Origin of the sequence: Paenibacillus piscarius, from assembly GCF_022234545.1 — a bacterium.
In the GTDB taxonomy this organism is placed as follows: Bacteria; Bacillota; Bacilli; order Paenibacillales; family Paenibacillaceae; genus Paenibacillus_AQ; species Paenibacillus_AQ piscarius.
Genome location: NZ_JAIEUI010000008.1, coordinates 14785 through 28153 on the forward strand (window position 1 = coordinate 14785; position 13369 = coordinate 28153).

Consider the following 13369-nt stretch of genomic DNA (forward strand, 5'->3'; position numbering starts at 1 on the left):
TGTTAACCGGTAAGGTTATATAAAAGGTGGTTGCAGCTTTGGACAATATGACAGAAACGGTGTTTACCTGCCGTTCTTATAGCCTTCAGGATACAGACGCGCTGGCCGCTGCTATTGCTGCAGAGTCATTCCCGGGGATGGTCATCGGCCTGGACGGTGATCTGGGTGCAGGCAAAACAGCATTCTCGCAGGGATATGCCCGGCATCTGGGGGTAGAGGGGATTGTGAACAGTCCTACTTTTACAATTATCAAGGAATATCAGGGCCGTCTGCCGCTGTACCATATGGATGTCTACCGGATCTCGGTGCAGGAAGCGGATGAGCTGGGGCTGGAGGAATATTTCTACGGCCAGGGTGTGAGTCTGGTGGAATGGAGCAGTGTCATTACGGACCTGTTGCCGCCGCGGCATCTGCACATCGGGCTGAAAACGACCGGCCCGGAGGAACGGGAGATTACGGTGACCGGAATCGGAGAACCTTACGGCGAAGTGTGCCGCGGGCTGATCCAGAAGTGGGGTAAAAGAGATGAGTAATTTGAATAATGAGCCGCGCAAGCGGCTTTTGTCGCTGGATACATCAACGGCTGTTCTCGGCGTAGCCGTAACCGCCGGCAGCGAGCTGCTGCATGAGATCAATGCTTCGGGCGAGCGGAACCACTCGGTTCATCTGCTGCCTATTATTGAACAAGCGCTGCAGGCGTCTGCGGCAACTGCGGATAAGATCGGCGGAATCGCGGTCGGCATCGGTCCGGGCTCCTATACGGGAACGCGGATTGCGGTCACTGCCGCCAAGACGCTGGCCTGGGCCTGGAATGTGCCGGTAACCGGCGTGTCGAGTCTCCATGCGCTGGCCTGGGGCGGGTATCATGCTGCATCTGAGCAACGGGGGAATGCTGTGGAGGCTGGGCTGGAATCTGCGCCCGGAACCGGTGGACCGGACTGGATTATCCCGCTGATTGATGCCCGGCGGGGGCAGGCGTACACCGCTGTATTTGCGGCGGACGGGGACAAGCCTCCCCGGCGGCTTGCCGGGGACGCTATCCGGCTGATGGCGGACTGGGTGCAGGAGCTGGCGGAGCGGCTTAAGGAAGCTGAACGTGAAGGCAGCATGCCGGGCAGCCTGTGGTTTGTAGGGGAGACGGGACTGCACGGGACAGCGGAATCGCTTGCTCCGCTCACCGGTGCAGGCAATGTTCATACGGTGCCTTATGAGCTGGAAGGCCGCTGGACCGGCTTCCTGGCGGAAGCGGGGGTCTATGAGGCGGACGAAGAGCTCCATGCGCTGATCCCCAACTATACGCAGCTCTCGGAAGCAGAGGCCAATTTGCGGCGGAGCAGCGAAGGGAGCCTGAATACAAGATGATAGAACCGGAAGCAGGAAGGGTTCAGGAGGATGAGCTTGTTTTTCGGCTGATGCGGCTGGAGGATATCCCCGACATTCTTGTCATTGAACGGGAAGCCTTCACCATGCCGTGGACCGAGGATGCCTTCCGTAACGAGCTGACCCATAACCACTTCGCCAAATATATGGTGATGGAGCTGGAAGGACATATTATCGGCTATGCGGGAATGTGGGCGATTGTCGATGAGGCGCATGTGACCAACATCGCGCTGCTGGAGGCGTACCGGGGGCGCAAATGGGGCGAGCGGCTGCTGGACGAGCTGATGAAGACGGCGGCTTATCTCGGGATGCAGTCGATTACGCTGGAGGTGCGGGTCTCCAATGAGGTGGCCCAGAATCTGTACCGCAAAAAAGGCTTCCGCCCCGCCGGCACCCGCAAGGGTTATTATTCGGACAACCGCGAGGATGCGCTCATTATGTGGGCCACTCTGCCGGAGTACGGGGAGCAAGCTGCAACGGAAGGAAGCGTGGATTTGAAATGAAGACAGACACGGGTGCTGCAGAGCCTATACTTATACTTGCGATTGAAACCAGTTGTGACGAGACCTCGGTGGCTGTTGTGCAAGACGGCTGCAAGGTGCTGTCCAATATTATTTCCAGCCAGATTGAGACGCACCGGGCCTTCGGGGGAGTCGTGCCGGAGGTCGCCTCGCGCAAGCATGTCGAGGTTATTACGCTGGTGATTGAAGAAGCGCTAAGCGCAGCGGGCGTCCGTCCGCAGGAGCTGAGTGCGGTGGCGGTCACCCAGGGTCCCGGGCTGGTGGGGGCGCTGCTGGTCGGCGTCGTCGCTGCCAAAAGCCTTGCGCTGGCCTGGAACAAGCCGCTCATCGGCACCCATCATATCGCCGGCCATATCTATGCCAACCGGCTGGTGAAGGAGCTGAAGTACCCCAATATGACGCTGGTTGTCTCCGGCGGACATACCGAGCTGGTTCATATGGAACGGGAAGGCGCGTTCCGGATCATTGGCCGTACCCGGGACGATGCGGTCGGGGAGGCGTATGACAAGGTAGCCCGGGCGCTGGGCTTCCCTTACCCGGGTGGTCCGTATGTGGACCGGCTGGCGCATGAAGCGGAGGAGGCTTATCCGCTGCCCCGGGTCTGGCTGGAGCCGGGCTCATACGATTTCAGCTTCAGCGGCCTGAAGTCTGCTGTGCTGAACGCAGTGAACCAGAGCAAGATGAAGGGACTTGAACCGGATACAGCCGGCATTGCCCGCGGCTTCCAGGAATCTGTTGTGGAGGTGCTTGTGGAGAAGGCGGTCCGTGCAGTCCGGGAGTACCGTGCAGAGCAGCTTCTGCTCTCCGGCGGGGTGGCGGCGAACAAGGGACTGCGTGAAGCCTTGACCCGGCGCTGCGCAGCAGAGGGAATCGAGCTGATCGTTCCGCCGCCGGTCTATTGTACAGATAATGCGGCGATGATCGGTGCAGCCGCTTATGTCAAATGGAGACATGACGGCGGCATTCCGCTGGACATGGTTGCTGATCCCGGCCTGCCGCTGGAGAAGTGGTCGGTATCTGCCTATTGACTTTTGCCGGGGCAGGCGGGTATAATCAGTTCAATTCATAACATCTTATATTTGAACAAACGCGATGAAGGGAAGCAGTAAGGTGACTCCGGGATAAGAGAGCTGCGGGTAGGTGCGACGCAGTCGAAGGAGACCTGAACTCGTCCGGGAGCGGAGCGGTGGAAGCAGGGAGTACAGGCCGGTGCAGCATAGCCGGGGCCCTGAAGAGTACACCGACTACGGATAACCTCCGTGATCAGGTTATGGAGTGGATATCACGTGATTGGCTGATAGGTAGCTGATCCGGGTATCAACAAGAGTGGTACCGCGAGGGTAATCAGCCTGTCGTCTCTTGAATGAGACGGCAGGCTTTTTGGTGCGCTAATACAGGCATCCATAAGATACAATACGCTATGATCGGGAGCAGTAGACGGCTAAGGTGAACAGAGAGCTGCGGGGTGGTGCGACGCAGTCACCGGAGGCCGGCGAATCTCGCCCGTGAGCGGAGCGGCGGAAAGGGCTACAGGTACGCTGCTACGGATGTCCCCGTTACCGGACGATTCATATTCCCGTTTTGGATAACGGAAGGGGAAGTATGAAGCTGAGCTGGACGCAGCTTGGGCTTGCCAAGACAGGAAGCCTGTATGCGTCAACAAGAGTGGTACCGCGGAGGGGTGACCCGCCGTCTCTTATGAGACGGCGGTTTTTTGTGTTTTTCTGGAGTTGGGCAAGGCACATTATGAACCTAAATTGAGGAGGAGTACATGATGATTATTCCGGTAAAGAAACGAATTCAGATTTTTGACACGACGCTGCGGGACGGGGAGCAAGCCCCGGGGGCCAGTCTGACCCCTGAGCAGAAAATCATTCTGGCCGGCAAGCTGGCCGAGCTGGGGGTCGATGTGATGGAGCCGGGGTTCCCGGTATCCAGTCCGGGCGATTTCGCTGCGGTGGAGACGATCTCGCGGAAGATTCAGGGGGTGGAGATCTGCGGATTTGCCCGAGCAGTCAAGGGAGATATTGATGCCGCAGTCCGGGCCACCCGGGATGCTGCGCGGCGGCGGATTCATATCTTCATCTCCTCCTCTGACATTCATCTGCGCCATCAGCTGCGCATGAGCCGTCCGGAAGTAGTGGCCGTCGCGCGCGAAATGACAGCCTATGCCCGCCAGTTCTGCGACGTGGTCGAGTTCACCGCCATGGATGCCGCGCGCACAGGAATCGACGACCTGATCGAAATGGTGGAGGCGGTGATCGAAGAGGGGGCGTCGATTATCAATCTGCCCGACACCGTGGGGTATGCGCTGCCGCAGGAATACGGCGAGATGTTCCGGCGGGTGCGGCTCGGGGCGAGAGGCGGCGATAAGGTTATCTACAGTGCCCATTGCCATAACGATCTGGGCCTGGCGGTAGCGAACAGCCTGGCAGCCATTGAAGGCGGGGCTACCCAGATCGAGGTGACCGTCAACGGCGTCGGCGAGCGCACCGGGAACTGTGCACTGGAGGAGCTGGTTATGGCGCTGGAGACGCGTGGTGATGCTATTGGCGCAGAGACCGGCATTGTGCTGGATAAGCTGTACGATACCTCGCGGATGATTAGCGGGGCGATGCATTTCCCGATCGCCTTCAACAAGCCGGTGGTCGGACGGAATGCCTTCCAGCATGAATCCGGCATCCACCAGGACGGCCTGCTGAAGGACCGCAGCACGTACGAGATTATGGACCCGGAACGGCTGGGCATTCCGCGCAGCATGATTATCCTCGGCAAGCATTCGGGCAGACACGCGCTGAAGGACCGGGCAGCGAAATACGGGATTGCCCTGGATTCGGCAGAGCTGGACGCGCTCTACGAATCGTTCAAGGAGACCGCTGACCGCCAGAAGGCGGTCAGCGATGATGAGCTGCTGCGGATGGTCAGCAGCACGACAGGACAGCAGGCGCAGGTCTACGCGCTCGGCGAGGTCCAGGTATTGGCCGGCAGCGCGCCGCGCCGGGTGGCCGCTGTGACGGTGCGCCATCTGCAGAGCGGCGCCGAAGCCACGCATACCAGCACCGGAGACGGTCCGCTGGAGGCCATCATTGCCGCGATCGGGCAAGGGATTGCCGAGGAGATCCGCTTCGACGGGCTGGAGCTGCATTCGCTGGGCAGCGGCGGCAATGCCCAGGCGGAGGCTGCGGTGATGGTGGAATGGAAGGGCGCAAAATTCCGCGGCACCGCCATCCATCACGATATCGTGATGGCAGCGGGCATCGCTTATATCGCCGCGTGCAATGCGGCGCTGCTGTCGGATCAGGCGGCGGACACCCAAGATGCGGCGGTAAACAGCTAGAAGGTAGAGGTTAGTAACGAAAGACCAGAATGATGCTGCCCCGCAGGTTTAGTACAATGCAAGGACTGAACGCCTCTGCCAAGTCACCGACATCGGCAGAGGCGTTTTTGCTGTCATGGCTGGTGCGACGGCGCGTGTGCCGAATGGTTGTGAGCCCAATGTAATCGAAAAACCGACCACATTCGGCGCCGGGTGGGCGCGTGGACCAATCGGCGTTGCGTAAGCTACCCGGTTCTGCGTGGGCGCGTCGGCTAAATGAGCGGCTGACATATGTGCCGGATGGCGGCAAGCAGACATCCGCCTACCCAAAACCGACCATATTTTTGCCCCCTGCGGCTTTTGTCAAGTTGTGGACAACGTTATCCACATATTCCGCGCGAGTTGTGTAAAAAGCGTGTAAAATGAGTAATAACGCCTATTTTTTAAATAGCATAAACCGGCACTTATACAATGAAACATTTTTGTGGGAATTGTGGATAATGTGGATAATTCGGTGGATAAAAAGTCCTTGACAACGAAACTAGCTATTTTAAGCCTAAAAAAAGCCCCGAAGGGCTAATTCGGGGCATCAGTTATACACGGAAACTGTGGATGAGTCTGTGGATAACCGGATTTGAACAAAATGGAAACTGTTAAAATTTATTTTGGGCAGCTTTTACATTATTCTGCAGCCAGTATCTCCCATTCGCTAAATAAATCTGTCAGCTGCTCCTTATGATCCTTCAGCTTGCCCTCATGCTCCTGAAGCGCCATGTAATCCTGGAATACCTCAGGCCTAGTCATCTCATGCTCAATGTCTGCGATGGCTTCCTCCAGCGCGGAGATTTTCTCCTCCAGCTCTGTAATCCGCCGCTGACGGTTGCGTTCCTCACGCTTGGCCTGCTTGTCCGCTTCATAGGAGAGGGCAGTTCCCTTCTCTGCTGCCGGAGCTTCGCTGACTGCACTGCGCGAGAGTCTGGCCGCAGCAAGCTCCGCTTCCTCTGCCGCAATCGCTTCAAGCTCCTGCTTCTTCGCAATATAATCGTCATAATTACCCAAATACTGATCAATTCCGTCCGGGTGCAGCTCCAGCACACGTTCTGCCATCTTATTCAGGAAGTAACGGTCATGGGAAATGAACAACAGTGTCCCTTCAAAATCCATCAGCGCCGCCTCCAGCACCTCGCGGCTGACCAGATCGAGGTGGTTGGTCGGCTCATCGAGAATCAGCATGTTGGCTCCGCGCAGCATCAGCTTGGATAACGCGACCCGGGCCTTCTCGCCACCGCTCAGTGCGGCCACCTTCTTGAGCACATCCTCGCCGCTGAACAGGAAATTGCCGAGAATGGTCCGGATTCTGGCTTCCTCCAGCATCGGATACTCGCTCCACAGCTCTTCCAGCACGGTGTTGTTCGGATTCAATCTCGTCTGCTCCTGGTCGTAGTAGGCGATCTTCACCTTAGTGCCCCAGTTCACCGTTCCGGCGGAGGGCTGACGGGTACCGGTCAGACATTGCAGCAGTGTGGATTTGCCGATCCCGTTCGGCCCGATCAGCGCGGCGGTCTCCCCGCGTCTAAGCTCGAAGGACGCCTTCTGGAACAGCGGTTTCGCCCCTTCACTGAACGCTACAGCCACCTCGCGGAGCTGCAGCACCTCCTTGCCGGACATGAAATCCGGCTCGAAGGAGAAGCTGGCCTTCTTCAGATCGCCCAGCGGCTTGTCAATGCGCTCCATCTTATCCAGCGCCTTGCGCCGGCTCTGGGCCCGCTTGGTGGTGGAGGCCCGCACGATGTTGCGCTGTACGAAATCCTCCATCCGCGAGATTTCCTCCTGCTGCTTCTCATATTGCTTCATGCGGATCTCATATTCCGCCGCCTTCAGCTCCATGTAACGGCTGTAGTTGCCCGTATACCGGCGGGACTGGTGCCGCTCAATCTCCACGATGGTTGTTACCAGCCGGTCGAGGAAATACCGGTCATGGGACACGACCAGAATGCCGCCGGCATACCCGCGCAGATAATCCTCCAGCCAAGTGAGCGTCTCGATGTCCAGATGGTTGGTCGGCTCATCGAGCATGAGCAGGTCCGGGGCCTGCAGCAGGATGCGGGCCAGGGCCAGGCGCGTCTTCTGGCCTCCGCTTAAGGTGGCGATCGGTGTATCGGGGGAGAAGTCCCCGAAGCCCATCCCGTGCAGGACGCTGCGGATGCGCGTATTCATCTCATAGCCGCCGTGATCCCTGAACCAGTCGGAACGTCTGGCATAGCGTTCGAGCAGCTCCTCGTAGCGCTTCGGATCATCCGCAAGCGCCGGATCGGCGATATCCGTCTCCAGCTGGCGCAGCTCCGCTTCGGCCTCCAGCAGCGGCGCGAATACGGCCAGCATCTCCTCCTGAATAGTCTTATCCGACTGCAGGCCGCTATTCTGGGCCAGATAGCCGATGGTTGTCTCTTTGGCCTTGTGAATCTGCCCGCTGTCGTAGGACAGCTCCCCGGCGAGAATCTGCAGGAAGGTCGATTTGCCGGCTCCGTTGACGCCGACAAGCCCGACCCGCTCCTTCTCATTCACCATCAGGCTGATGCCGTCCAATATGTTCTGTATTCCATATGATTTCGTAATTCCTGTCGCTTGAAGAAGCATTCTGATGAAACCTCCGCCCTTGCAATTTGGCCCGGCGGCTTGCGTCCGGGCAATATCCTGATCTTATTCTCCAGTTTACATGAAAAAGCTGTACCGTGCGAGGTTCATTCTCCTAACAAGGGGAATGATACAACCTTGGCGAACCGGTAGGAAGAGTGGTAAACTGAGCTTACAAACTATGATAAGCTATTGAACAACACGATAAAGGAGGAGGCTGCCTATGCCCGAGCGCAGCATGGAACTTGCCGCGCGGAAGCGGGAGCTGCGGGCCGGGAAGGCCGCTGAGAGGGATAGCCTGTCCCTGGTGCAGAGAGAGCAGTTATCAGCCCGGGTCTGCCATCATGCCTGGAGCTGGTTCACGCAGGCCGGTGCTGTATCCCTGCTCGCCTACGCCCCTTTCCGCTCCGAGCTGGACTGCCTCCCCCTGCTGAGGGAGGCATGGGCGGGCGGCCATGATGTGTGGCTTCCCCGGGTGGACCGGGAGAGCGGAACCCTGAGCCTCCATTCCGTAGGCGCCTGGGAAGAGCTGGTTCCGGGAGCCTTTGGAATACCGGAGCCTGCCGCCGGAAGCATAACGCTTGCCGGAGCAGAGACAGGCACAGGAGGGAATCTGCCGGATGCGGTATTCGTGCCTGGCTTGGCCTTTGATCTGCGGGGCGGGCGCCTGGGCTACGGGCGCGGTTATTATGACCGCCTTAGGGCCGGCTGGGAGCAGACTCCTTCCGGGAATAACCGCAGACCCTTATGGGTCGGTCTGGCTTTTGGAGTGCAGCTTGTTCCTGAGGTCCCGCTTGAAGAGCATGATGCCCTGATGGATCTGCTGATTACGGAGAACGGCATCTGGGATTGCCGGAAGGAGAGGTTACATGGAATTAACTCATTTCAATGAGCAGGGCAGAGCCCGGATGGTGGATGTCAGCGACAAGGCTGTCACCAAGCGGACGGCTGCGGCCAGAAGTCTGGTGCGGATGAATCCGGAGACGCTGACGGCAATCAAGTCCGGCCAGATCCGCAAAGGGGATGTCCTTGCGGTCGCCCAGGTAGCCGGGATTATGGCGGCCAAGCAGACCTCAAGCTGGATTCCGATGTGCCATCCGCTGCCGCTGACCGGAGTGGATATCGGCTTCACGGATAACAACAAAGATGAACTATATATAGAAGCAACCGTCAGCATCACCGGTAAGACCGGGGTGGAGATGGAGGCGCTGACGGCGGTATCCGCCGCAGCCCTGACCGTATATGACATGTGTAAGGCGCTGCAGAAGGACATGATCATCGGACCTACGATGCTGGTGTCCAAGAGCGGCGGCAAGAATGGGGATTACGCGCTGGAAGCTGAATAGGATAGCAGTCTGGAGACCGTGCCCCTGCGTACCGGCCGCTGCTGAAGCAGCCGGAAGATATACATAATACATAGAGAGGGAGGGACAAACCGATGGCGTGGAAAACAGCGATCCTGACAGCCAGCGACAAAGGGTCCAGAGGCGAGCGGGAAGACACGAGCGCCCAGGTGATTCGGGAGCTGGTGGAGGAGGAGCTTGGCGGGGAGATTATTGAATACCGGATCGTGCCCGATGAGCAGGATGAGATTATTGCCGCACTGATTGAGCTAACGGATTATTTCCAGGCGGACCTGGTGCTGACCACCGGCGGAACCGATCTGGCCATCCGTGATGTAACGCCTGAGGCGACGCGGCGGGTCATTGAACGCGAGGTGCCTGGACTCTCCGAGGCCATGCGCAGTACAGTCATGCAGAAGAACCGGGCAGCGATGCTGTTCCGGGGGATCAGCGGCATCCGCGGCCGGACGCTGATTGTCAATCTGCCCGGTACCCCGAAGGGAGTACATGAGAATCTGGCGGCTATAATGGACCAGTTGCCGGAGGCCCTGCTGATGGTTACGGGGCAATACCGCCAGTAATCGGGACAATCCCATCACTTGTGCGTTAATCGTTCAGGATAGATAATGGATGTGTGATATAAGTTATGGTATTATTGATACATTGATGACGTTATCATGAACGGACATAAGGATGGGAGGAAACCGGAATGTTAAATGGTATTGGCGCACCGGGAATTATATTGCTGGTTATCTTGGCACTGCTGCTCTTTGGTCCCAATAAGCTTCCTGAGCTTGGGCGGGCTGTCGGACGCACCTTCCGTGAATTCAAGGACGGTGCGCGTGAGATTATCAATGAGCCGGAACCGGCCAAGCGGAGCGAAGCGCCGTCTGCGGCGGCTCCGAAGGCCGCAGCCGCAGAGCTTCCGCAGGACCGCCGTCTGCCGGAGTAATTATTTTTTGACCTATGCAGGGGCGTCCTTCCCAGTTATACAGACCGGGACGGCGCCCTTTTAAATTGTAGAGGTGGTGTCAGTCATGTCTCTTGATGCGCAAGAAGCTGAGGAAATGTCCCTGGTCGATCATCTGACCGAGCTGCGCAGGCGGGTCATCTATGTGCTTGTCATGTTCGTGGCCGGGCTGGTACTGGGGTTATTCGTGGCCAAACCGATCTACCTGTACCTGATCAGTGCTGATCATGCGCAAGGCTTTATCCTGCACGCCTTCTCCTTCTGGGACGGTATAGGCATGTATATGAAGATCGCCATGGCGGTCTCCCTGATCTTCTCCGTACCGTTCATTGCCTATCAGCTATGGGCGTTCATCAGCCCCGGCTTGCGTCCGGAGGAACGGAGTGCTGCACTGCGTTATGTGCCGTACGTGTTCGTTTTGTTTATTGTCGGGATCGCTTTTGCCTATTACATAGTTTTTCCGATGGCCTTGTCCTTCACGATCTCGATTACGCGTAATATGGGGCTGGAGGAGACCTACGGGATCGCCGAATATTTCAGCTTCCTGTTCAGTCTGGTCATTCCGCTGGCGCTGCTCTTCGAGCTGCCGCTGCTTGTGATGTTCCTGACCAAGCTTAGAGTGCTGAACCCGCTGCGCTTGCGCAAGATGCGGCGGTATGCTTATTTTGCGCTCGTATTCATTGCAGTGGTCATTACGCCGCCGGATTTCATCTCGGACTTCCTGGTGACCATTCCGCTGCTGGTGTTGTATGAATTCAGTGTCTTTCTATCCTCATTCGTGTACCGCAGGCAACTGGCCGAGGACGCCAAACGGGAAGCGCGATATGTTAAAGTAGAGTAAAGGCGGGGGCATAAATTGCCCCTTCATGGACAGAATGATAAAATTCCCCGGACATCGATGATTTTTACGTAAAAGGACTTGAAATCCGCCTTCAAGTTGAGTATCATAAACATTGTTGTTAGCACTACAGAGGGTTGAGTGCTAACGCTGCACAAAAAAAGGAAAATGAGCGGAAGTTCTCCTTCAAGGAGACAACCGGCAGCAATGCCGTTTTGCCGCGCCGTTTTCCCGCAGCTCATCTATGTTTTTAAGGCAAACAACATAATTTCAAAGGAGGCTATTTTTTCATGATTAAACCACTGGGTGAACGCGTTTTGGTACAACCAAGCGAGCAGCAGGAAACCACTTCTTTCGGGATCGTGCTTCCGGACTCTTCCAAAGAGAAACCGCAGGAAGGCACTGTGATCGCTGTAGGCAGCGGAGCACTGAAAGACGGAGTCCGTGTAGCGCTGGAAGTTAAAGAAGGCGACCGTGTGCTTTTCTCGAAATATGCCGGCACTGAAATCAAATACGAAGGCAAAGAATATCTGATTATGAAGGAAAGCGACATCCACGCGATTCTTGACTAATTGAGATCAGCCGCTCATAAGCCAGAATACCAATTACTTACGATGATAATTGCGATAACCACACTTTTAGGAGGTTAATACACAATGGCAAAAGAAATTAAGTTCAGTGAAGATGCCCGCCGCTCGATGCTCCGCGGGGTTGATGCTTTGGCAAATGCGGTTAAAGTAACACTGGGTCCAAAAGGCCGCAACGTGGTGCTGGAGAAGAAATTCGGCAGCCCGCTGATCACCAATGACGGTGTAACGATCGCCAAGGAAATCGAACTCGAAGATGCCTTCGAGAACATGGGCGCACAGCTCGTGAAGGAAGTAGCTACCAAGACTAATGATGTAGCCGGTGACGGTACTACAACTGCTACAGTTCTGGCTCAGGCTATGATCCGTGAAGGTCTGAAGAACGTAACTGCCGGCGCTAACCCGATGGTTATCCGTAAAGGGATCGACAAAGCGGTGAAGACAGCTGTTGCTGAACTGCAGAAGATTGCTAAGCCAATCGAAGATTCCCAGTCCATTGCACAGGTTGCGGCAATCTCCGCTGCTGACGATGAAGTGGGCCAACTGATCGCTGAAGCTATGGAAAAGGTGGGCAAAGACGGTGTCATCACTGTTGAAGAATCCCGCGGCTTCCTGACCGAGCTTGAAGTGGTTGAAGGTATGCAGTTCGACCGTGGTTATATCTCCCCTTACATGATCACAGATACCGACAAAATGGAAGCTGTACTGGAGAACCCGTACATCCTGATCACTGACAAGAAGATCAGCAGCACTCAGGAAATTCTTCCGCTCTTGGAGAAGATCGTTCAACAGGCGCGTCCGCTGGTAATCATCGCTGAAGACATCGAAGGCGAAGCTCAGGCAATGCTGATCGTGAACAAGCTGCGCGGAACCTTCAATGCTGTAGCCGTTAAGGCTCCTGGCTTCGGCGACCGCCGTGAAGCCATGCTGCAGGATATCGCTGCCCTGACAGGCGGCCAAGTGATCACTGAGAAGCTTGGACTTGATCTGAAGAGCACTTCCATCGAGCAACTGGGTAACGCCCGTCAAGTGCGCGTAACCAAAGAGAACACTACCATCGTAGACGGCAGCGGCGACAAAGCGGACATCAACGCACGTGTAAGCCAAATCCGTTCCCAGCTGGAAGAAACGACTTCCGAATTCGACAAAGAAAAACTGCAGGAGCGTCTGGCTAAACTGGCTGGCGGCGTAGCCGTTGTCAAAGTCGGTGCTGCTACTGAAACAGAACTCAAAGAACGCAAGCTCCGCATCGAAGATGCCCTGAACGCAACCCGCGCTGCGGTTGAAGAAGGTATCGTATCCGGTGGGGGTACAGCCCTTGTGAACGTATATAACGCTGTTGCTGGCGTAGAAGTATCCGGCGACGAAAGAACCGGAGTGAACATTGTTCTCCGCGCCCTGGAAGAGCCAATCCGCACCATCGCAGCAAATGCCGGTGAAGAAGGCTCTGTCATCGTGGACCGCCTGAAGAAAGAAGCTGTAGGCATCGGCTACAACGCTGCAACCGGCGAATGGGTGAACATGTTTGAAGCCGGAATCGTTGACCCTGCGAAGGTAACTCGCTCCGCGCTGCAGAACGCAGCTTCCGTTGCTGCAATGTTCCTGACTACTGAAGCGGTTATCGCTGACAAGCCTGAGCCTGAGAAAGCCGGCGCTATGCCGGATATGGGCGGCATGGGCGGTATGGGCGGCATGATGTAAGACAGCGAAAAACCCTTGCTGTAACAAGGGTTTAGCTGTTAGGGGAGCTCGATTCCCCACATTTTCCCCACACGGGGTA

The 13369-nt window shown here is 56.7% G+C and carries 13 protein-coding genes and 2 other annotated features; of the genes, 12 read left to right on the plus strand and 1 reads right to left on the minus strand.

What is annotated here, in order from left to right:
• Positions 1-47 precede the first annotated feature (47 nt).
• From tsaE to K1558_RS14575, 5 genes are all read left to right on the plus strand, one after another.
• Positions 48-533: a tRNA (adenosine(37)-N6)-threonylcarbamoyltransferase complex ATPase subunit type 1 TsaE gene (tsaE, locus tag K1558_RS14555; RefSeq protein ID WP_238652561.1), complete on the plus strand. Its 486-nt coding sequence runs from the start codon at positions 48-50 to the stop codon at positions 531-533.
• Complete coding sequence (tsaB, locus tag K1558_RS14560; RefSeq protein ID WP_238652320.1) at positions 526-1362, plus strand: tRNA (adenosine(37)-N6)-threonylcarbamoyltransferase complex dimerization subunit type 1 TsaB; 837 nt, start codon at positions 526-528, stop codon at positions 1360-1362. Before tsaE ends, tsaB begins: the two co-directional genes overlap by 8 nt.
• Complete coding sequence (rimI, locus tag K1558_RS14565; RefSeq protein WP_238652321.1) at positions 1359-1883, plus strand: ribosomal protein S18-alanine N-acetyltransferase; 525 nt, start codon at positions 1359-1361, stop codon at positions 1881-1883. Before tsaB ends, rimI begins: the two co-directional genes overlap by 4 nt.
• Complete coding sequence (tsaD, locus tag K1558_RS14570; RefSeq protein WP_238652322.1) at positions 1880-2929, plus strand: tRNA (adenosine(37)-N6)-threonylcarbamoyltransferase complex transferase subunit TsaD; 1050 nt, start codon at positions 1880-1882, stop codon at positions 2927-2929. Before rimI ends, tsaD begins: the two co-directional genes overlap by 4 nt.
• Before the next feature lie 55 nt (positions 2930-2984).
• Positions 2985-3264: a binding site (T-box leader), on the plus strand.
• Between the two features lie 48 nt (positions 3265-3312).
• Positions 3313-3601 (plus strand) — a binding site (T-box leader).
• Between the two features lie 74 nt (positions 3602-3675).
• Complete coding sequence (locus K1558_RS14575; RefSeq protein ID WP_238652562.1) at positions 3676-5238, plus strand: 2-isopropylmalate synthase; 1563 nt, start codon at positions 3676-3678, stop codon at positions 5236-5238.
• Between the two features lie 660 nt (positions 5239-5898).
• On the opposite strand, the gene abc-f is transcribed toward K1558_RS14575, so the two are convergent.
• Positions 5899-7854, minus strand: a complete 1956-nt coding sequence (gene abc-f / locus K1558_RS14580) for a ribosomal protection-like ABC-F family protein (RefSeq protein ID WP_238652323.1) — start codon at positions 7852-7854, stop codon at positions 5899-5901.
• A 220-nt stretch (positions 7855-8074) separates the two neighbouring features.
• Here abc-f and K1558_RS14585 point away from each other — a divergent pair, with 220 nt between their 5' ends.
• The 7 genes from K1558_RS14585 (at position 8075) to groL (ending at position 13290) form a co-directional block, all read left to right on the plus strand.
• Complete coding sequence (locus tag K1558_RS14585) at positions 8075-8743, plus strand: 5-formyltetrahydrofolate cyclo-ligase (protein ID WP_238652324.1); 669 nt, start codon at positions 8075-8077, stop codon at positions 8741-8743.
• Positions 8721-9197 (plus strand): cyclic pyranopterin monophosphate synthase MoaC, encoded by a 477-nt coding sequence (gene moaC, locus K1558_RS14590; protein ID WP_238652325.1) that lies wholly within the window; start codon positions 8721-8723, stop codon positions 9195-9197. The genes K1558_RS14585 and moaC overlap by 23 nt, the downstream gene beginning before the upstream one ends.
• Before the next feature lie 92 nt (positions 9198-9289).
• Positions 9290-9775 carry a MogA/MoaB family molybdenum cofactor biosynthesis protein gene (locus K1558_RS14595; RefSeq protein ID WP_238652326.1) on the plus strand — a complete coding sequence of 162 codons (486 nt, stop codon included), beginning with the start codon at positions 9290-9292 and terminating at the stop codon, positions 9773-9775.
• Between the two features lie 128 nt (positions 9776-9903).
• A complete protein-coding gene (tatA, locus tag K1558_RS14600) occupies positions 9904-10146 on the plus strand; it encodes a twin-arginine translocase TatA/TatE family subunit (protein WP_238652327.1) in 243 nt (80 codons plus the stop codon).
• An 85-nt stretch (positions 10147-10231) separates the two neighbouring features.
• On the plus strand, positions 10232-11005 hold the full coding sequence (gene tatC, locus K1558_RS14605) for a twin-arginine translocase subunit TatC (RefSeq protein WP_238652328.1): 774 nt from the start codon (positions 10232-10234) through the stop codon (positions 11003-11005).
• A 287-nt stretch (positions 11006-11292) separates the two neighbouring features.
• Positions 11293-11574: a co-chaperone GroES gene (groES, locus tag K1558_RS14610; RefSeq protein WP_238652329.1), complete on the plus strand. Its 282-nt coding sequence runs from the start codon at positions 11293-11295 to the stop codon at positions 11572-11574.
• A gap of 84 nt (positions 11575-11658) precedes the next feature.
• Complete coding sequence (gene groL, locus K1558_RS14615) at positions 11659-13290, plus strand: chaperonin GroEL (protein WP_238652330.1); 1632 nt, start codon at positions 11659-11661, stop codon at positions 13288-13290.
• Positions 13291-13369: the final 79 nt, after the last annotated feature.